General features: G+C 39.4%; 22 protein-coding genes and 1 tRNA gene. 6 read left to right on the top strand and 17 right to left on the bottom strand.

Annotation, left to right across the window (positions count from 1 at the left end):
* The 7 genes from VB711_RS02305 to VB711_RS02275 all read right to left on the bottom strand — a co-directional run.
* On the bottom strand, positions 1-2,056 hold a 2,056-nt coding region (locus VB711_RS02305; RefSeq protein WP_323284057.1), incomplete at its 3' end, for a tetratricopeptide repeat protein.
* Positions 2,057-2,524: 468 nt separating this feature from the next.
* On the bottom strand, positions 2,525-2,644 hold the full coding sequence (locus tag VB711_RS02300; RefSeq protein WP_323284056.1) for a photosystem II reaction center protein J: 120 nt from the start codon (positions 2,642-2,644) through the stop codon (positions 2,525-2,527).
* Between the two features lie 73 nt (positions 2,645-2,717).
* Positions 2,718-2,837: a photosystem II reaction center protein L gene (locus VB711_RS02295; protein WP_015209609.1), complete on the bottom strand. Its 120-nt coding sequence runs from the start codon at positions 2,835-2,837 to the stop codon at positions 2,718-2,720.
* A 9-nt stretch (positions 2,838-2,846) separates the two neighbouring features.
* Entirely contained in the window at positions 2,847-2,984 is a 138-nt protein-coding gene (gene psbF / locus VB711_RS02290) for a cytochrome b559 subunit beta (RefSeq protein ID WP_015115279.1), read from the bottom strand.
* Positions 2,985-2,993: 9 nt separating this feature from the next.
* Positions 2,994-3,242 carry a cytochrome b559 subunit alpha gene (gene psbE, locus VB711_RS02285; protein WP_323284055.1) on the bottom strand — a complete coding sequence of 83 codons (249 nt, stop codon included), beginning with the start codon at positions 3,240-3,242 and terminating at the stop codon, positions 2,994-2,996.
* 90 nt (positions 3,243-3,332) lie between these two features.
* Positions 3,333-4,355, bottom strand: a complete 1,023-nt coding sequence (locus VB711_RS02280) for a photosynthesis system II assembly factor Ycf48 (protein ID WP_323284054.1) — start codon at positions 4,353-4,355, stop codon at positions 3,333-3,335.
* A gap of 52 nt (positions 4,356-4,407) precedes the next feature.
* Positions 4,408-4,752, bottom strand: a complete 345-nt coding sequence (locus tag VB711_RS02275; RefSeq protein WP_323284053.1) for a rubredoxin — start codon at positions 4,750-4,752, stop codon at positions 4,408-4,410.
* A 262-nt stretch (positions 4,753-5,014) separates the two neighbouring features.
* Between VB711_RS02275 and ndhC the strand changes: the two genes are divergently transcribed.
* The 3 genes from ndhC to VB711_RS02260 are packed head-to-tail and all read left to right on the top strand — an operon-like array spanning position 5,015 to position 6,620.
* Complete coding sequence (gene ndhC / locus VB711_RS02270) at positions 5,015-5,377, top strand: photosynthetic/respiratory NAD(P)H-quinone oxidoreductase subunit C (RefSeq protein ID WP_323284052.1); 363 nt, start codon at positions 5,015-5,017, stop codon at positions 5,375-5,377.
* Positions 5,368-6,096, top strand: a complete 729-nt coding sequence (gene ndhK / locus VB711_RS02265; protein WP_323284051.1) for a photosynthetic/respiratory NAD(P)H-quinone oxidoreductase subunit K — start codon at positions 5,368-5,370, stop codon at positions 6,094-6,096. The genes ndhC and ndhK overlap by 10 nt, the downstream gene beginning before the upstream one ends.
* The gene (locus VB711_RS02260; protein ID WP_323284090.1) at positions 6,093-6,620 is read left to right on the top strand and encodes an NAD(P)H-quinone oxidoreductase subunit J; all 528 of its coding nucleotides are present in this window, start codon (positions 6,093-6,095) and stop codon (positions 6,618-6,620) included. The genes ndhK and VB711_RS02260 overlap by 4 nt, the downstream gene beginning before the upstream one ends.
* Before the next feature lie 78 nt (positions 6,621-6,698).
* On the opposite strand, the gene ureC is transcribed toward VB711_RS02260, so the two are convergent.
* From ureC to VB711_RS02230, 6 genes are read right to left on the bottom strand one after another with little or no spacing between them, the layout of a single operon-like run.
* A complete protein-coding gene (gene ureC, locus VB711_RS02255; RefSeq protein ID WP_323284050.1) occupies positions 6,699-8,405 on the bottom strand; it encodes an urease subunit alpha in 1,707 nt (568 codons plus the stop codon).
* Between the two features lie 58 nt (positions 8,406-8,463).
* Positions 8,464-8,769, bottom strand: coding sequence for an urease subunit beta (locus tag VB711_RS02250; protein ID WP_323284049.1), 306 nt, complete (start codon positions 8,767-8,769; stop codon positions 8,464-8,466).
* Positions 8,770-8,783: 14 nt separating this feature from the next.
* Positions 8,784-9,440 (bottom strand): DUF4276 family protein, encoded by a 657-nt coding sequence (locus VB711_RS02245; RefSeq protein WP_323284048.1) that lies wholly within the window; start codon positions 9,438-9,440, stop codon positions 8,784-8,786.
* Positions 9,437-10,606 (bottom strand): AAA family ATPase, encoded by a 1,170-nt coding sequence (locus VB711_RS02240; RefSeq protein ID WP_323284047.1) that lies wholly within the window; start codon positions 10,604-10,606, stop codon positions 9,437-9,439. The genes VB711_RS02245 and VB711_RS02240 overlap by 4 nt, the downstream gene beginning before the upstream one ends.
* Before the next feature lie 41 nt (positions 10,607-10,647).
* Positions 10,648-10,950, bottom strand: coding sequence for an urease subunit gamma (ureA, locus tag VB711_RS02235; protein WP_323284046.1), 303 nt, complete (start codon positions 10,948-10,950; stop codon positions 10,648-10,650).
* An 18-nt stretch (positions 10,951-10,968) separates the two neighbouring features.
* Complete coding sequence (locus VB711_RS02230) at positions 10,969-11,808, bottom strand: urease accessory protein UreD (protein WP_323284045.1); 840 nt, start codon at positions 11,806-11,808, stop codon at positions 10,969-10,971.
* 46 nt (positions 11,809-11,854) lie between these two features.
* Here VB711_RS02230 and dcm point away from each other — a divergent pair, with 46 nt between their 5' ends.
* Complete coding sequence (gene dcm / locus VB711_RS02225) at positions 11,855-13,150, top strand: DNA (cytosine-5-)-methyltransferase (protein WP_323284044.1); 1,296 nt, start codon at positions 11,855-11,857, stop codon at positions 13,148-13,150.
* A gap of 300 nt (positions 13,151-13,450) precedes the next feature.
* On the opposite strand, the gene nadA is transcribed toward dcm, so the two are convergent.
* A complete protein-coding gene (nadA, locus tag VB711_RS02220; RefSeq protein ID WP_323284043.1) occupies positions 13,451-14,419 on the bottom strand; it encodes a quinolinate synthase NadA in 969 nt (322 codons plus the stop codon).
* A gap of 255 nt (positions 14,420-14,674) precedes the next feature.
* Here nadA and VB711_RS02215 point away from each other — a divergent pair, with 255 nt between their 5' ends.
* Both VB711_RS02215 and VB711_RS02210 read left to right on the top strand, forming a co-directional pair.
* Positions 14,675-15,595: a TIGR04168 family protein gene (locus VB711_RS02215; protein WP_323284042.1), complete on the top strand. Its 921-nt coding sequence runs from the start codon at positions 14,675-14,677 to the stop codon at positions 15,593-15,595.
* A gap of 96 nt (positions 15,596-15,691) precedes the next feature.
* A tRNA-Ser gene (locus tag VB711_RS02210) sits at positions 15,692-15,776 on the top strand.
* Between the two features lie 163 nt (positions 15,777-15,939).
* Here VB711_RS02210 and VB711_RS02205 read toward each other — a convergent pair.
* From VB711_RS02205 to VB711_RS02195, 3 genes are all read right to left on the bottom strand, one after another.
* The gene (locus VB711_RS02205) at positions 15,940-16,389 is read right to left on the bottom strand and encodes a DUF29 domain-containing protein (protein ID WP_323284041.1); all 450 of its coding nucleotides are present in this window, start codon (positions 16,387-16,389) and stop codon (positions 15,940-15,942) included.
* A 50-nt stretch (positions 16,390-16,439) separates the two neighbouring features.
* Positions 16,440-16,886: a DUF29 domain-containing protein gene (locus VB711_RS02200; protein WP_323284040.1), complete on the bottom strand. Its 447-nt coding sequence runs from the start codon at positions 16,884-16,886 to the stop codon at positions 16,440-16,442.
* A 100-nt stretch (positions 16,887-16,986) separates the two neighbouring features.
* Positions 16,987-17,880 carry an alpha/beta hydrolase gene (locus VB711_RS02195; protein ID WP_323284039.1) on the bottom strand — a complete coding sequence of 298 codons (894 nt, stop codon included), beginning with the start codon at positions 17,878-17,880 and terminating at the stop codon, positions 16,987-16,989.
* Positions 17,881-17,984: the final 104 nt, after the last annotated feature.

Here is a 17,984-nt window from a genome sequence, read left to right as displayed (position 1 = left end):
TATCACCCCGACTTGCGATCGCCCAAGCAAGTTTAGGGTCAAGTTCAATAGCCAGATTAAAGTCCTTAAGTGCTTCTGGGTATCGTTCCATTAAGTAGTAAGTCTCACCCCGACTTGCGATCGCCCAAGCAAGTTTAGGATCAAGTTCAATGGCGAGATTCAAGTCTTGCAGTGCTTCTGGATATTGCTTCATCGAAAGGTAAGCTTCACCCCGATTTGCGATCGCCCTAGTAGATTTAGGATCAAATTCAATAGCCAGATTAAAGTCTTGCAGTGCTTCTGGGTATCGTTCCATTAAACAGTAAGTCCAACCTCGATTTGCAAAATACTCAGATTCTTCAGAAGATAACTTTATTGCTTCACTTAAATCTGCTAAAGCTTTTGAATATTGACTAGATTGATTATAGATATAACCACGCTGACCTAAAGCTACTGCTTGCCCCTTTACATCTAAATTGTTATTACTCAAAAGCTTTGTAAACATTTCCGCAGCAACTTCATAGTTTTTTTCTTCATAAGCCTTTAACCCATTAACTAACTGCTCTCCCCAATCTTTAACTTCTCGAAAATCCGCATCTTTACCAGCTTGTACCATTATTTCGGCAAAACTTTCTGCAAAATTGCGTTTCTTTTTTAAACCTGCTAAAAACTCATTCAAAGCCAGATTCAAACTTTTTTGGGGCGATTGACATAGACGGTGATACAAACAATTGAGAGCGTAATTTTGCCAAATGGGATCAGTGTATTTGTTCTCTTCTGCTAATTCCAACCCATCCCGTAAACTGCCATAATACCCTGCCAACTTACCATGCAAATCAGCCCAACCTTGGGGCGAAGTTAGGCGTTTGTGACGTAACATTTGCGTTCTCACAATATCGTGATAAACCCAGCCGTCAGTGCGCTCATTTACAAAAGATGTTTCTTTTAGCCAGTTAAATAACTCATCTGCTGCTTCTTCTCCCCGCAATGCAGCCACAATATCCCTATTTAAAAACCGCGAAAGAGCCGCATCAAGGGCAACCTGCCGCCGTTTGGGGTCATCTACCCATTTTAAAAACCGTTCCACCGCACTGTTACTCGGCTCATTGATTTGCTTGGGGTCAGTAGGATGAGCATCTGCTAACATTGCCACCAGTAGGGGTAAACGTCCAGACAAACTCAAAATTACTTCCACCACAGCATTATTAGTAATCCCTTTCCTAGTTAAATATTGTTTAGCTTCCTCTTCTGTAAATGCTTCTAACGGGAAACGCGCCAATACACCCTCATAACCCGCCCAAAGATTTTGATCTAACTCATTTCGACCGGCAATAATGAATAATAACTTCGGAGGTATTTCACCATAGCGACCTTCTAAAGTGTCCCGTAACCAACTATCCAGAAATTCTCCAGTCCGTTCGTAGGTGTCAAGAAATAGAGCAATATCAACTTTTTCGGTAATTTTAACAATATCTTCTAAAAACAACGGCGTGAGGATTTCTACAGGTTCATTCACCAAAAGCACTTCATCTTTATTGGTCAACTTTTTGGCAATATAAGAACTCCATTCCCCTGCTTGGTTAGCCAGTGCATCCTCATCTACTAACCCTACCATAGCCCCACCCACAGGAATTTGCCGCGCTAAACGTAAACCAGTTTTAGCGAATGTTTTCCCTACAAAAGCCGAAAATCCTTGGGGTGCATCTGGGTCAGTTTCTAACTCTTGGCGTTTTTGGCGGTAAACTTTGTAGCGTTCTGAAAATTGGGGCAGTTTGTAACCCTTATTTTCCAAGTCTTCTGCTAAACGTCCCAAGACATCGGGTACTGTTTTTTCTGCTTCGTCAATATAAGCGGTAATAGTCTTTGCATCCTCAGCAATTTTGCGAAACTGCTTCAGCAGGGTACTTTTACCCACACCACCTTGACCCCAAATATTAAACAAAAACATTCTGCTTTCCACAGGAAGAGTCAGATTTTCTCGAAAATGCTTAATTTGGTCTTCACGACCCACAAAACCCGATTGTTGGCGTTCTTTAATAATATCTCGTAGGCTTTTGGGCTTTTTTGGGGAATACATGATAAAGGGTGATTATAGATATTAGAGGGTGTTTGAAAAGTCTAAATTCATACTCGCCCTGGCGACTAGAAGTCGCGGCTACACAGACAAAACCCACCTTCGTGGGTTTTTGCTCAGGTACTTATAAAAATATTCGGTTTTACAAAAAGTTGCGGACTATCTTAGTAAAAAACGTAGCTGTTTAATTAGCGTAGCAGCGATCGCTAGAAAATTTGTAGAATACTCAAACTACTATAATACAAAATTGCCGCCCATCTCACAGAGACAGGCGGCCTTTTAATGTCGATTTTTAAACAAATGCTAATAATCCCAGAAGTAATTATAGCGATCGCCAAGGTGGTTAAGAAATCAATTGTTAGCGCAGTTTGGTATAAGCCATTCATGAAACTTCTTTCACAACAGGTTTTTACTCCTGACTCCTGACTCCTGACTCCTGACTCCTGCTATAAAATTCTGTTTTAGTTAGCATTACAAAGAAGAACCGATTCCAGCGTAAGATCCGTAAAAGAAAATACCGACAACTGTTATTACACCCAAACCTGCGATCGTAGCGACGACCCACAGGGGAATTCTTCCACTTCCAGACACAGCTTTTTCCTCTCTTAATAAAAAATCTACGCAGACAGATTGAAACAACGAAACTTAATCACAGCCGTTCCAATTAGTTAAAGAAGTAACTGGAAAATAGGATACCCAAAACAAAGACTAATAGTAGTCCTAAATAGAGGGATGTCCGGTTTAACTCAACTGGCTGATTATTGGGATTGGGGCTTCTTTCCATAAAATGCTCCTAACGTTGAATAAATTGCATGGCAGCGATCGCGCCTAAAAAGAATACAGTTGGAACACCTAGAGTGTGAACTGCCAACCATCTGACGGTAAAAATGGGATAGGTAACTGGTTGATTGATGTTATTGCCGCTAGTCATGATTTCAAACTACTTTCCAATAAATGTTTCTACTTGTTGTTTTGCTTCAAAACGGTTCTTAACAATTGGCACTTCCTGACGAGCTTGGGTGAAATACTCGTTAGGACGGGGTGTGCCGAACACATCATAGGCCAGACCAGTGCTGACAAATAACCAACCTGCAATAAACAAAGCCGGAATGGTGATGCTATGAATTACCCAGTAACGGATACTGGTGATAATGTCGGAAAAGGGTCTTTCTCCAGTGGTACCTGACATCTAAATCGCTACCTTTACAAAAACTACTATTGAGTTTATTATCCTACAAATTAACAACTTGCAATGCTCTTCTCAGAAATCTGAGCCTAACTAAGCTGCTTCTGGTTGGGAAGCGGGTTTCACTTGGGGGTTATATTTGAGTAAAACACCGCGATCGCCAATCACAAAACCTTGATCTGGGTTGAAAAACACCACTTTATACAAGTTAGCTGCTACTTCTTCCACTTCACGGTCTTTTTCCCAGGTTTGGCCGCCGTCGGTACTGCGTAGTAAATTACCACTACCGCCACCAAGCCAAATTTCATCAGGAGTGCGATAGGCTAGATCAAGTAAACCCCAACTTGTGGATAACTCAGGATATTGTACCTCTAGCCATTCCTCTGGTTTAGTCAAGTCACTAAATTGAACTTGTCCACCCCTGGCTAGTAACCACAACTGACCATTATTACCAAAACCCATATTTTCTAACCGTCGAGAATTATTACGGTTATGGGGAGCCCAAGCACTTTGTCCTGGTTCCCAAGTCGAGTAAAAGCTACCTTTGGCGGAAACTGCGATATATTTACCATCGGGCGATCGCTCTAAATTTCTCACCACACCCACAGCCGCTTCTACCTGAGCTTTCCAGTTTTTACCCCCATCTGTGGTTTGATAAATTGCCCCCACATCAGTCGCTAATTCTGCCACATTCTCAGCTAAAGCGGTAATAGTGATGGGGCTACCTGGTAACTTCTCGCTTAAAGGAATCCGTGACCAAGATTGACCTTCATCGGTAGTGTGCAACAGCAACGAAGGCTCACCGGCAATCCAACCTTCTTTCCCTGCAAAACTGACAGCATTAAACCGATAGCGGGGATCATCTAGTTCCAGTTGTAGAGGCTTCCAAGTATTTCCACCATCATTGGTTTCTAATAAAGTAGCACTACTCCCGACCAAATAACCATGCTGTGGATTACCAGTAAAGCCAATATCCAACAGTTTCGCCTTGGTTGGCACGTTAATAACTTGCCAGGGATTGTAACTGATAGAGGGAACTTTACTGCACCCTATACAGAGGAAAACCACTATTAATGCGGCAAATATTCCTTGCCATTTTCTCACAATTGAAAGCATCAGTATTATTGACGTAAATTTTCTCTGAATTAAGTAACAAAAATTGCGGGTCTTACTGTAGACCATAGAGACTGATAAAAAACAAAAAGCCCAGAGCTAAAGCACCGAAGATCAAAATGTTCTTTTGTCCTGGAGTCAGATTATTAACACCTAAACCGTAGTTTAAGTTTTCTTTGAACCCAGATACTGTACCCGCCGGGCCAATGTTGCTAAAAGCTACCTTTTTGGCAGTACAAACAGGACAACGCCAATTTACAGGTAGGTCTGCAAAGTCCGTCCCCGCCGGAATATCATGTTTATCGTCTCCCTTCTCAGGTTCATATACGTAACCGCAGGCGCGACACTCAAAGCGGTCTAACCCTGGAGTTTCAACAGCTTGTTCAGCTTGTTCGCTCATAGCCCATGCCTCGCAGAGAGAAAATCTTAAATATACGTTAAAAATTATGACATAATTATTAGACTTTTCTTTCACTTTCCTGGAGGAATCAAATACCCATGAGCGATCAGACATTACCTACTTATTGAGAATTAGTGATAATCATTTTGTTCTGGGGACTCAGACGAGCCTAAAAGATATAATGTAAAAGAACATTATCTATTCAAAATAGATTCAGCCCCTAAAATCTGCTCAATTAAACCATTAGCGGTATATATCCATTGTGTTTGTCCTTAGCGGTTACGAGTATCTTCTAGGCTTTTTCATTGTCTGTAGCCTAGTACCTGCCCTGGCGCTCTCAGCGTCTAAGCTCCTCAGACCCAGTGGTAAAAGCCCTGAAAGGCGCACCACTTATGAATCGGGCATGGAACCCATTGGCGGTGCTTGGATTCAGTTCAACATTCGCTACTATATGTTTGCCCTAGTATTCGTTGTCTTTGATGTGGAGACGGTGTTCTTATATCCTTGGGCGGTGTCTTTCCACCGTTTAGGGTTATTGGCGTTTATTGAAGCCCTGATTTTTATTGCGATTCTCGTCATCGCCCTAGTTTACGCATGGCGTAAAGGAGCTTTGGAATGGTCTTAAATTCTAACATCATCACCCCAGACAAAGAGCGAATCAGCAACCCTATTGAGCATCCTACTGTCACTCAACAATTGTCAGAAAATGTCATTTTGACTACGGTTGATGACCTCTACAACTGGGCGCGGCTTTCTAGTTTGTGGCCTTTACTATTTGGTACGGCTTGCTGCTTCATCGAATTTGCCGCTTTAATTGGCTCTCGTTTCGATTTTGACCGTTTTGGTCTAATTCCCCGTTCTAGCCCCAGGCAAGCTGATTTAATCATTACTGCTGGCACAATTACCATGAAGATGGCTCCTCAATTGGTGCGTCTTTATGAACAAATGCCTGAACCTAAGTATGTAATTGCTATGGGTGCTTGTACAATTACTGGGGGAATGTTCAGCGTTGACTCTCCTACTGCTGTGCGCGGTGTTGATAAGCTGATTCCAGTGGATGTATATTTGCCTGGTTGTCCTCCCCGTCCAGAAGCGATTATTGACGCAATTATCAAACTGCGGAAAAAGATTGCTAATGAATCAATGCAAGAACGGGGACAAATTAAGCAAACTCACCGCTACTACAGTACAACCCATAATATGAAGCCAGTTGAGCAAATTTTAACTGGTAAGTATTTACAGTCAGAAACTCGCTTCACTCCACCCAAGGAATTGACAGAAGCTATTGGTATGCCCATACCCCCAGCACTGTTGATAGAGAAGAAAAAGGAGGAAAATCTATAGTGGCTGAAGAATCTAAACCAGTTCCTGCGGCTGAGGAATCTTTAGTTAAAGCTGGTCAGGTTTCCCAGTGGTTAACAGAAAATGGCTTTGACCATGAGTTTTTATCACCAGATGCTAATGGGGTAGAAATTATTAAGGTTCCACCAGAGTTCTTGCTTCCTACCGCTACAGCTTTATATGCCTACGGGTTTAATTATCTCCAGTTTCAAGGAGGAATTGACACGGGGCCAGGACAAGATTTGGTGAGTGTTTATCACTTAATTAAGGTTGGTGATAATGCTGATAGACCGGAAGAAGTGCGGGTGAAGGTTTATTTACCCAGAGAAAACCCGGTTGTTCCTTCAGTGTACTGGATTTGGAAGACTGCTGATTGGCAAGAACGCGAGTCTTATGATATGTTCGGTATCGTCTACGAAGGTCATCCTAACCTGAAGCGGATTTTGATGCCGGAAGATTGGGTAGGTTGGCCTCTGCGGAAGGATTACATCTCCCCTGATTTCTACGAGTTACAAGACGCTTATTAAGGCTGGAATGCTGATTTAAGTAACCCCTTTCCAGTGGTGGAGAGGGGTAATGTTTTGGGTTTATTAAGCAAGCCCTAATTAAAATAAAAAGTACCTTTGCGCCATTGGTAAAACCGTTGCTGGTTCACAAGTTAATAATTCCCCATCTGCCCTAACTTGATATGTTTCGGGGTCAACTTCAATGTGCGGTAAAGCATCATTTAATTTCATATCCCGTTTAGTTAATTGGCGTGTTCCAGAAACGGCAACTGCTGTTTTTTTCAACCCTAATTGAATAGGAATTTCTCTGATTTTAGCAGCTTGGGAAACAAAAGTTAATGATGTTGCATGACGCGCCCCGGCAAAATTACCAAACATCGGCCGCATATAAACTGGTTGGGGTGTGGGAATACTAGCATTAGCGTCACCCATTTGCGACCAAGCAATCATTCCCCCTTTAATCACAATCTCTGGTTTGACTCCAAAAAAGGCAGGTTTCCACAAACACAAATCTGCTAATTTTCCTGCTTCCACTGACCCCACATACTCGGCGATTCCATGGGTAATGGCGGGATTAATCGTGTATTTAGCTACATATCTTTTGGCACGGAAATTGTCTGCAATTGTATCTGTTCCAAGGCTTCCGCGTTGTACTTTCATTTTGTGTGCTGTCTGCCAAGTCCGAATGATCACTTCACCCACACGTCCCATCGCTTGGGAGTCGGAAGCAATCATACTAAACGCGCCTAAGTCGTGCAAAATGTCTTCAGCAGCGATGGTTTCTCGACGGATGCGGGACTCAGCAAAAGAGACATCTTCGGGAATACTAGAGTCAAGATGATGACATACCATCAACATATCCAGGTGTTCGTCTAGGGTGTTGACGGTGTAAGGCCGTGTGGGGTTGGTGGAAGATGGTAAAACGTTGGTTTGTCCGCAAACTTTGATAATGTCGGGTGCGTGTCCCCCTCCAGCGCCTTCGGTGTGGTAGGTGTGAATGGCACGATGTTTAAAGGCTGCAATGGTTTCTTCAACAAATCCGGCTTCGTTTAAGGTGTCGGTGTGAATAGCTACTTGCACATCATACTCGTCGGCAATGGTGAGACAGGTATCAATAGTTGCGGGGTTGGTTCCCCAATCTTCATGGAGTTTTAACCCCATTGCACCGGCTTCGACTTGTTCGATTAGTCCTTGGGGTTGACTGGTGTTGCCTTTGCCTAAAAATCCTAAGTTGACGGGGAAGGCATCGGCGGCTTGCAGCATTCGGTAAATATTCCAGGGTCCTGGGGTGCAGGTAGTGGCATTTGTCCCTGTATTGGGTCCTGTTCCCCCACCCAGCATTGTGGTAATCCCGGAGGCGATCGCTACTTCAATCTGTTGAGGACAAATAAAATGGATGTGGGTATCAATTCCCCCAGCCGTGAGAATCATTCCTTCCCCAGCTAAGGCTTCTGTTCCAGGTCCAATAATAATATCTACGCTGTCTTGAATATAGGGATTTCCAGCTTTACCAATTTTATAAATTTTGCCGTCTTTAATGCCGATATCTGCTTTGACAATTCCCCACCAATCGAGAATCAAGGCGTTAGTAATTACCAAATCTACCGCACCATCAGCATTAGAAATGGGGGATTGTCCCATCCCATCTCTAATCACTTTTCCCCCACCAAATTTAACTTCGTCGCCATAATTGGTGAAGTCTTGTTCTACTTCTATAAATAATTCTGTGTCAGCTAGTCTGATTCTATCTCCTACTGTTGGTCCGTAGGTTTCAGCGTAGGCTTGGCGGTTCATTTTGTAGGTCATATCAAATCCTTTTTTTTATCACGCAGAGGCGCAGAGGCGCAGAGGCGCAGAGAAAGGTTTAGAGGTTTCCGTCAATTTTGTTGTTGAAGCCGTAGATTTGGCGTGTACCAACTAGGGGGATTAGGGTGATTTCTTTTGCGTCTCCTGGTTCAAATCTCACGGCTGTGCCGGCAGGGATATCTAATCGCATTCCTCGCGCTGTTTCTCTGTCAAAATTTAAGGCTGTGTTGACTTCGTAAAAGTGGAAATGTGAACCAATTTGAATTGGTCTATCTCCTGTATTCGCTACTGTTAATTTGGTGGTTGGACGACCTACATTTAGTTCGATTTCCCCTACTGGGGTGATGATTTCTCCGGGTATCATAATTTTTTCCTCCTTTACAGATTTTCTAAAAACTCTACAAATGGTTTGAAAGCTTGAGGACATAGTTCTGCTATATCTTGATATCTAGCACTTTCTAATATTCTTCGTGCATCTACAGAACCTTTATATTTTTTACCACATTCTCGAAAAATTTTCTCTACAATATCTCTAGGTGGAATATCATGATTTTGTTCCTCAACTGGTGTTATCCATATTACGGAAAAAGAATTAGCACCAAGTATGCTTATTAGTTGGGATTCAGCAGCTAAAATTAAGGCTTCTAAATCATGTTTAAAGCAAAAGACTCGAAAACGCTCTTTTAAGCGATTATCATTAATTCCTTTAGACTGTAATACCTGATTAAAATTATTTAAAACACCATTTTCTAGTTCTTGAATTGTTTCATGTGCAAACCCTTTATTTTTGGGATATAGGTCTGGCATAACTATCACAATTGAATCGGGCTGATTGCAGATAATATTGACTGCTTTAATTGGTGTTTTTGTCAATAAATCTTTTTTAGCATCTCCTCCTCTATCATTATCATTTCCCTTAACTGCAAAAAATTTAATACTAATACCCTGCTGTAATTTTTGATCAATTAAAGGTGCTAATAGTGCTTCCATTGCATATTTATCAGATGTACCTTCTACATAAATTTCAACTCTCATGGAAGTCTCTCTAATTCATCACTACGGTGTAATTGTTCTATTTCATCTGAACCAAAATCATCAAGAATATCTTTGAGAACTTGAGAATTACCAGGTTTAATAAACTTTGCTTCTCCATTTTCTTTTCTCATTACAGCTATTTGAGAAATATCAAACTGTGTGAGAAAATAAGATGAGTGAGTAGCTAATAAAATTTGAGTACGTTCAGAAGCCTTTTCAAGTAAAGCAGCAAGTACAGGAAGGGTACGAGGATGTACACCTTGATCTGGTTCATCAATGCAAATTAAAGATGGAGGATTTGGTTGTACACATAAACAAATCCAACAAATTAAACGCAAAATTCCATCTGATAAATCAGCAAGACTTAACTCCTGATCAATTCCTGATTCCTGCCAAAAAGCTATCACTTCTCCTGGTCCACCACGTGCTTTTACTGTTAAACTTTTAAAACCAGGAATTACAGAACGTAAATGTTGTTGTAGTTCATCAAATGCTGGTCTATGTTCAGTCATTAAGTAGTGCAGAACTGAACTTAAATTACCTGCATCTTCATGTAAAATAGGATCTTGTTCAATTGGTACTGATTTACGGATTTTATCATTTGCGATATTAAAAGAACTATAAAACCTCCATTCACGAATATAATCACGTAAATTATATAAAACTTCCAATGATGGATTTGTGATGGCACTTAAAGCAAGCTGATTAGGTCGTTTTAAAGCGATTTCTTGTTGTGTGAATTTTTCCGTTTCAGGGTTTTGAACCAGTCCTTTATTACCTCGAATATCCATATATGTGTATGGACTACTGTATATATCGCTAAAAGGTTGAGATGATTCTACTCTTTCATAGGAAACTTGAGTTCGACCAATCGGACCCATCAATTCCCCTAAATATCTAATACCAATTGGACGACCTGTATCAATTTCTATATCCCATTCAAACTTAGCTGATCCTGGAATATGAAAAATCTGCTGTCCAATAGAACCAGAAATTATTTCGGGAGGGATATCATGATAAAGGCTATCGCGTAAAAATTTTAGAAATTCAAAAAAACTTGATTTCCCCGCACCATTAGCACCAACAATAATTTCTAGCGGTTCTAACGGTGCTTCAAAATTCCTGAAAGGTCGATAACCTTGAATATTGACTGATTTTAATCTCATCTTGATTTTTTGATTTGTACTTCCTCCTATTTTAATTTTTTCTAACGAATCGGATTATGTACGGTTACTAATTTTGTGCCATCAGGAAAAGTTGCTTCTACTTGGACATCATGAATCATTTCTGGAATACCTTCCATGACATCATCTCGCGTTAATAATGTTGTACCGTAACTCATCAATTCTGCTACCGTTTGTCCATCTCTTGCACCTTCTAAAATAGCCGCAGAAATTAAAGCTATTGCTTCGGGATAATTTAATTTTAAACCTCTATTTTTCCGTCTTTCTGCGACTAAAGCAGCAGTGAAAATTAATAACTTGTCCTTTTCTTGGGGTGTAAGTTGCATTTTTTCCTCCTTTGTGGTTTAAAGCTGCCAAACTCTTGGTATACAGTGATGACGATTTAATAAAGATACTCGCAGCATTTGCCACACAGCCGTAAACCATTGTCTCACTTGGGATGTGGAATCACCGCGATATCTACACAAAAATCCATGTTGTAAACGAGTTACACCTGCTAGGGGGGTCTGTGTAAATAGCGATCGCGCTGTTTCGATCATTTCCCCAGAAACGGGGCTTCCCAGCCAAATTAGACTACCCACAACTGGTTTTCCGGCTAAACCGTGGTGACTGTGGAAAGTTTCTTCCCTACCTGGTAAGTATTGTCTATCAATCCATAATGGTATATTATTTTGCCAAACTTCGGTGTGCGATCGCCCTTCTCCTTGCAAAAATTTCTCCCCCCTCGCACTACGTCCAAACCGCGTAATTTCCCAGCCTATAAAATTTGCCCCAGTAGCTAAATTTACCCGCAAATCTTGACGATAAATGGCACCGTTAAATAAAATTGTTTCCTGGGGTAGCCACTCTAAACAAGCACCAGCATCTACTTCAATTTCAACGGTTTGTCTTGCTGGTAAACCATTACTGCGATATATTTTACTAGCTGATGCTGTGGTAATTAATGCGTTTGTATTGGGTTGGAGGTGAATTTGGGAGGATAAGCGATCGCCCCCCACAACGCCCCCAGCAGTATGTAAAATCACACTATGGCAAACTTTTTCACCTTCTGGATAAAATGGACGTTGAATCTTAAAAGGAGCTTGATTATAGTTGTAGACTAATTGGGTAGAATCTTCGCGTTTAGCATAGACTAAATTAATTTTTCCATGCCATTTTTTATCTGTTTGGGTATCAACAATCATTCAATGTATTTACTATTCAAAACTATATAGGTTATGTTAACATATAATGTCTAATACTATTAAATTTATTGATTTGTTTGCAGGAATTGGGGGAATGAGATTAGGCTTAGAACAAGGCTGTAAAGCTTTAGGAGTTAAAAGCGACTGTGTTTTTACTTCAGAAATTAAATCTACGGCTATTCAAGTTTATCAAAACAATTTTAATGAAGCTAACATCTGGGGTGATATTACAGAAATATCTACTAAGGAAATTCCTGATTTTGATATTTTATTAGCTGGTTTTCCTTGTCAACCTTTTAGTAGCGCGGGAACTAGACAAGGATTTTTAGATACGAGAGGAACTTTATTCTTTGAAATTGAACGAATTTTAACAGATAAATCACCTTTTGGATTTTTATTAGAAAATGTAGAAGGTTTAGTTAAACATGATGACGGTAGAACATTAAAAACCATTTTAAATAAATTAGAACAATTAGGTTATAAAGTAACCTATCGAATTTTAAATACTAAAGATTTTGGTATTCCTCAAGATAGAAAAAGAGTTTATATAGTTGGAACTAACAACGAATTTATTTCTTTGGATTTTATTAAAAAGCAGAAATCTATTTTATTAGATGTTTTAGAAAAAGGTCATCCAACCTTACAAACAAGTTTCGTAAAAAAATTATTAGCACAATATCCTATTAATCAACTGTATGGGAAATCTATTAAAGATAAAAGAGGAGGAGAAGATAATATTCATAGTTGGGATTTAGAACTAAAAGGAAATGTTAGTTTAGAACAAAGAGAATTATTAAATTTATTACTAAAACAAAGAAGAAGAAAAAATTGGTCTGCTAAAAAGGGTATTAAGTGGATGGATGGAATACCATTAAGTTTAGATGAAATTGAAACCTTTTATCAACATGATAATTTAAAACAAATATTAGATGATTTAGTAGATAAAGGTTATTTAAAATATGAGCATCCTAAAGATATTCAAAAAGTGGTAAATAAAGATGGTAAAAATGTGGAAAAACGAGAATATAGAGTTGATTTACCAAAAGGATACAATATTGTAGTTGGTAAACTCAGTTTTCCGATTAATAAAATACTTAATCCCCATGATATCGCACCAACTTTAGTAGCTACAGATATGCAAAGATTAGCCGTAGTTGATGGTGAAGGGTTAAGATATTTAACAATTAAAGAGGGGTTGAGATTATTTGGCTTTCCTGAAGAATATCAAATTAACTTATCTATTAATAAAGCCTTTGATTTACTGGGAAATACAGTAGGAGTTCCTGTAGTTAAAGAAATTATCGAAAGAATAGTAATTCAAAAATTACTTTTATTAACGTAAGTTGCTAGTTAGATGAAATAAGGTGCGTCAGAAACTTAAAATTAGTCATTTTAGCCTAAATTATTCCGTCTGACGCACCCTACAGACTATAAAATATCCGAAAAATTAATAACTAGCAACTTGAGTTAAATTACATTCAAAGACTTGAATTTAACCAGTTAATAAATTAGAAACCATTGTAGAGACGTTCCTGATGTAAGGATTCTCATCTCTACATTCTTTTTCACCAGAGGTCTATGAAATCTTCCCGTTATGAGTAAAGACAAAAAAGGGGCTTTTCACAAAATATTCAACGGGGAATTACATTTCTAGCATTCTTTGAATAGGTCGCAGTGCAGCTAGGCGAATGTCTTCAGACATGGTAATTTCAGGGGTACGGTTTTTCATGGCTAAATACAACTTTTCTACAGTATTTAACCGCATAAACGGACATTCGTTACAGTTGCAGTCGTTGTAGGGTGGTGCGGGAATAAAGTGTTTATTGGGAGCTAGTTTTTGCATCTGGTGAATGATACCTGGCTCTGTAGCCACGATGAATTGCTGGCTGGGGCTGTTTTGACAATATTTGAGTAAAGCGGCTGTAGAACCAATAAAACTGGCATGACGTAAGACACTGGTTTCACATTCTGGGTGAGCGATCGCTTCGGCTTGAGGATGGGTAATCTTTAACTGGACAATTTTCTTTTCTGAAAAGGTTTCATGGACAATACAGCTACCTTGCCACAGTAACAAATCCCTCCCCGTCTGTTCCATCACATAGCGTCCCAAATTGCGATCGGGAGCAAAAATAATTGGCTGCTCTTTAGGTATTTGTTCTACAATCTTCACAGCATTGGAACTGGTACAAATAATATCGCTCATCGCCTTAATTTCGGCAGAGCAGTTAATGTAAGAAATAACTAGATGATCTGGATGTTTAGCTTTAAAAGCCGCAAAAGCCTCTGGTTGACAACTATCTGCTAAAGAACAACCAGCATTCAAATCTGGTAAAAGCACCAATTTATCAGGATTCAGGATTTTGGCCGTTTCTGCCATAAAATGAACACCAGCAAAAACGATAGTATCAGCTTGGGTATTTGCTGCGGCTTTGGCTAATTGTAAGGAATCCCCGATAAAGTCCGCGAGATCCTGAATGTCGGGATCCTGGTAGTAATGTGCCAATATCACCGCGTTGAGTTCGGTTTTCAGTTCCTCAATAGCCGCAAACAAATCTAGTGGTAGTTCATCTTGCGGGGTTTTTTGTCTTTGGGCAAGTGCAGTTGTAAACACAGTTAAAAGTTAGTTGTAGTTGCAAATTGTGATCTTATAGCAGGAGGCAGGAGGCAGAGGGCAGGAGGCAGAAGGGAAAGCCTTATCCTGTATGATTTTTAAGTTTCAATTTGTATCTCATTCAACTGCATACCGCTATATTGATTTAATTATAGTAGTTTTTACCAAAAATAGTGGACGGTTGATGTTCACAAAGCTATATCCAAATTTGGCGGAGTTTCATATCCTGGTAGATATATGGCTTTTTAAAGTGGCATGACCAGTCAGAAAAATCAATCAATAACCCTGAAAATTGCTGTAGTTGGCGATGTTCACGACCAATGGGAAGTAGAAGATGGCATAGCACTCAAGCATTTGGGTGTTGACTTGGTGCTGTTTGTGGGAGATTTCGGCAATGAATCGGTGGAAGTGGTAAAAGCGATCGCTTCTCTCGATCTCCCTAAAGCAGCAGTAATGGGAAATCATGACGCATGGTTTACAGCCACAGAATGGGGACGCAAAAAGTGTCCTTACAACCGTTCTCAGGAAGACCGGGTACAGGAACAACTAGATTTATTAGGAGTGTGTCAAGTAGGTTACAGCAAGTTGGATTTTCCGGCTTGGAATTTAACCGTCGTGGGTGGTCGTCCTTTTACCTGGGGGGGTCCTGAGTGGAGATTTGCTGAAATCTGTCAGGAACGCTACGGTGTCGGTAGTTTAGAAGAGTCAGCAGATAAAATCGTCAAAGCGATGAAAAGTGCTGCATACAACACGATTATTTTTTTGGGTCACAATGGACCAAGTGGATTGGGCGATCGCGCTGAAGACCCCTGTGGTAAAGATTGGCATCCCATCGGTGGTGATTTCGGTGATCCAGATTTAGCCGAGGCCATTTCTCAAAGTCTCACTGCTGGAAAAACCGTCCCCCTCGTCACCTTTGGTCATATGCACCGTACCCTGCGTCATACTAAAAAGGTGCAGCGCAAGGCTGTGTTTAGAAGTCCAGAGGGAACAATTTATCTCAATGCCGCAACTGTACCTAGAATTGTGGAAACTAACGGTGTCAAGCTGCGGAATTTTTCTCTTGTTACTCTGGAGGGGAATATGGTCACGCAAGCTTCTCTAGTGTGGCTAGATCAAGGGTTTCAGGTGGTAACGGAGGAAATTTTTTATGAGCGTTCACTTAGTCTCTTCTAAATATTTCCCTCAGTAGTGCTAAATTCCTAAAAATAGGATAGAATGTTATCTGTCGGTTTTTTTGCTGAACCACAAGCAAGAATCTGACAGCTTATTGGAGAGGTGGCAGAGTGGTCGATTGCGTCCGACTTGAAATCGGATGAGGCTAAAACCTCCGGGAGTTCGAATCTCCCCCTCTCCGTTGTATTGAATAGTTTTTATATCACGCAGAGGCGCAGAGTCGCAGAGAGCAATTTAAAAACATTAGGACTTACGCAAGATTAATGTTTATCCATTTCCTATAGACACAAATGCTTTAATAATATAGGACTCCTAAACGGTTTTTGATAGTTTGATGATCATCTTCAATTAGGTAAATAATTAATATTTAAAACTTGCTCAAAACTGTAAGGGCATTGTTCAGGGAAATTAACAGTAAATCCAGTTTTTTCTTGAACGTAGCCCAAAGCATCTTGATAAATAATTTCAAAAATAGAAGTCAAATAATTATACAAATTAGTTGTTAATCTATCTTTTAACTGTACTCGAAAATTCCTAATTTCCGAACGCCAATGATTTTTATTTCTGTCATATTCTTCCGTCCAATATTGTAGTAATAAAAGATGTCTAATAATTTGTTCAAGTAAACTCTTAACTTTATGTTGATCCCTTTTTGCCAATGATTCTAACTCCTCAATTAAATTTTCTAAATCCAACTCATTTAAACGATTTTGTTTTAATAATTCAATAGTCTGCAATAACCACAAATGGTCATCAGTTTCGTAGAGTTTTTTCAAGTTAGTAGTAACTGTCATAACTTCACCTTTTAATGATTTCATTGTAGTCTAGAAATATTGCGTACCAATTAACCTAAATAGTCTTTATTTAACAACTGTTCAAGAGTATAAGGACATTTTTCAGGAAAATCAACCTGAAACTTAGTTTTTACCTTTACATATTCTAAAGCGTCCGCATAAATCTCTAACATTTCTTTAGTTAAATGATTAAGTAAATTACCAGTTAAACGTCGTTTCAGTTGATTCCTAAAATTAACGATTTCTGCTTGCCAGTGATGACCATTTCTTTCATATTCTTCTGTCCAATAGTGCAATAATAATAAATGCCTAATAATTTGTTCTAAAAAACTTTCAACTGCATTTTTCTTTTCGCTTCCCAAATCTTCTAATTCCTCAATTAAATTGTCTAAGTCCACCTCATTTAAACGATTTTGTTTTAATAATTCAATAGTCTCTAATAGCCACAAATAATCATCAGTCTGATAGAGTTGCTGTAAATTAGTAGTAACTGTCATAAATTTACTCCCTATCTACAAAAAACCGAAAACTCGTCTTTTATTATCTGTAATGCAGTGTGGCGTAAGTCTTATGGAATGATAAATATATATTTAAATATTAATTATTTAAAAATTCTCGCACCTTTTCCAAGTAAGTGTCTGGATCTTCCAACATCGGAAAATGCGCTGTATCAGGAATCATCGTAAACTTAACTTGGTCATTTAACGATGCTGCTTGTTTACCCATTGCCGCCGGAATAATGATATCATATTCCCCAGCAACGAGCAAAGTTGGTACTTTTAAATTAGCAAACTCTTGGGGCATTAATTCCGCTTGGGCTTGACTAACAGAAGTAAAAATTGTTCCCAGGGCTGCAGCATAATCAGCATCAATAAAATCTTGTAAAAAAGCTTTACGTTCAGATTTGGGAATCGGACGATGTAAAAATCTCGCCATAAACATTCTGTCAGCTAATGGTATTTTCGCCAACCATTTAGGACGGAATTTAACTACATAACCACCAAATTTATAAAAATCACCAAAGGCTTTTTCGTCATATTCAAAAATACCACTACAAGTTAAAATGCCTTTTTCAACTCTTTGGGGATATTGGTTAAAAAATAGCGTCGCAATCGAAGCACCCATTGAATGAGCGTTAACATAAACCCGTTCAAGCTGCAACTCATCTAATAAAGTTGCTAAATCCTGAACATAATCTTCTAATTCATAACTTAGTTCTTCAATTGCTGCCGATTTTGCCTGGGTTGATGCGGTTTCGACTACAGACTCGCTGGCTTGAGCAATAGCTGGTTTACCCGCAGAACGCCCAAATCCCCGCATATCATAGAGCAAACAGTCAAATTCGTCTAATAAAGCTTCAGCCGTAGTTCGCCAATATCTAGCAGAACCAGCCCAACCATGAATAAAAACCATGACTGGCTTGACCAAATCAGGGTTTTTTCTCATCCACTCGTAATAATGCTCAACACCACGAACACTTATATAAGACATTTTCAAGTTTAGAAATTATGAAGATACAAGTTAGGAGTCTTTATTGATTATTTACTCCTAACTTTACCCATCACTTAGACCCTTTAACTCAGCATTCAGGTAGA

Origin of the sequence: Cronbergia sp. UHCC 0137 (assembly GCF_034932285.1) — a bacterium.
In the GTDB taxonomy this organism is placed as follows: Bacteria; Cyanobacteriota; Cyanobacteriia; order Cyanobacteriales; family Nostocaceae; genus Cronbergia.
This window is presented reverse-complemented; position numbering and strand designations above follow the sequence as displayed.

Coding starts and splice junctions, on each gene's coding strand:
- VB711_RS02295 (WP_015209609.1), bottom strand. CDS start 2,837: ATGGAAAGAAGCCCCAATCCCAATAATCAGCCAGTTGAGTTAAACCGG.
- ndhK (WP_323284051.1), top strand. CDS start 5,368: ATGGTCTTAAATTCTAACATCATCACCCCAGACAAAGAGCGAATCAGC.
- VB711_RS02245 (WP_323284048.1), bottom strand. CDS start 9,440: ATGAGAGTTGAAATTTATGTAGAAGGTACATCTGATAAATATGCAATG.
- VB711_RS02280 (WP_323284054.1), bottom strand. CDS start 4,355: ATGCTTTCAATTGTGAGAAAATGGCAAGGAATATTTGCCGCATTAATA.
- VB711_RS02240 (WP_323284047.1), bottom strand. CDS start 10,606: ATGAGATTAAAATCAGTCAATATTCAAGGTTATCGACCTTTCAGGAAT.
- dcm (WP_323284044.1), top strand. CDS start 11,855: ATGTCTAATACTATTAAATTTATTGATTTGTTTGCAGGAATTGGGGGA.
- VB711_RS02205 (WP_323284041.1), bottom strand. CDS start 16,389: ATGACAGTTACTACTAACTTGAAAAAACTCTACGAAACTGATGACCAT.
- VB711_RS02250 (WP_323284049.1), bottom strand. CDS start 8,769: ATGATACCCGGAGAAATCATCACCCCAGTAGGGGAAATCGAACTAAAT.
- psbE (WP_323284055.1), bottom strand. CDS start 3,242: ATGTCAGGTACCACTGGAGAAAGACCCTTTTCCGACATTATCACCAGT.
- ureA (WP_323284046.1), bottom strand. CDS start 10,950: ATGCAACTTACACCCCAAGAAAAGGACAAGTTATTAATTTTCACTGCT.
- ureC (WP_323284050.1), bottom strand. CDS start 8,405: ATGACCTACAAAATGAACCGCCAAGCCTACGCTGAAACCTACGGACCA.
- VB711_RS02195 (WP_323284039.1), bottom strand. CDS start 17,880: ATGTCTTATATAAGTGTTCGTGGTGTTGAGCATTATTACGAGTGGATG.
- VB711_RS02230 (WP_323284045.1), bottom strand. CDS start 11,808: ATGATTGTTGATACCCAAACAGATAAAAAATGGCATGGAAAAATTAAT.
- VB711_RS02275 (WP_323284053.1), bottom strand. CDS start 4,752: ATGAGCGAACAAGCTGAACAAGCTGTTGAAACTCCAGGGTTAGACCGC.
- VB711_RS02200 (WP_323284040.1), bottom strand. CDS start 16,886: ATGACAGTTACTACTAATTTACAGCAACTCTATCAGACTGATGATTAT.
- VB711_RS02215 (WP_323284042.1), top strand. CDS start 14,675: ATGACCAGTCAGAAAAATCAATCAATAACCCTGAAAATTGCTGTAGTT.
- psbF (WP_015115279.1), bottom strand. CDS start 2,984: ATGACTAGCGGCAATAACATCAATCAACCAGTTACCTATCCCATTTTT.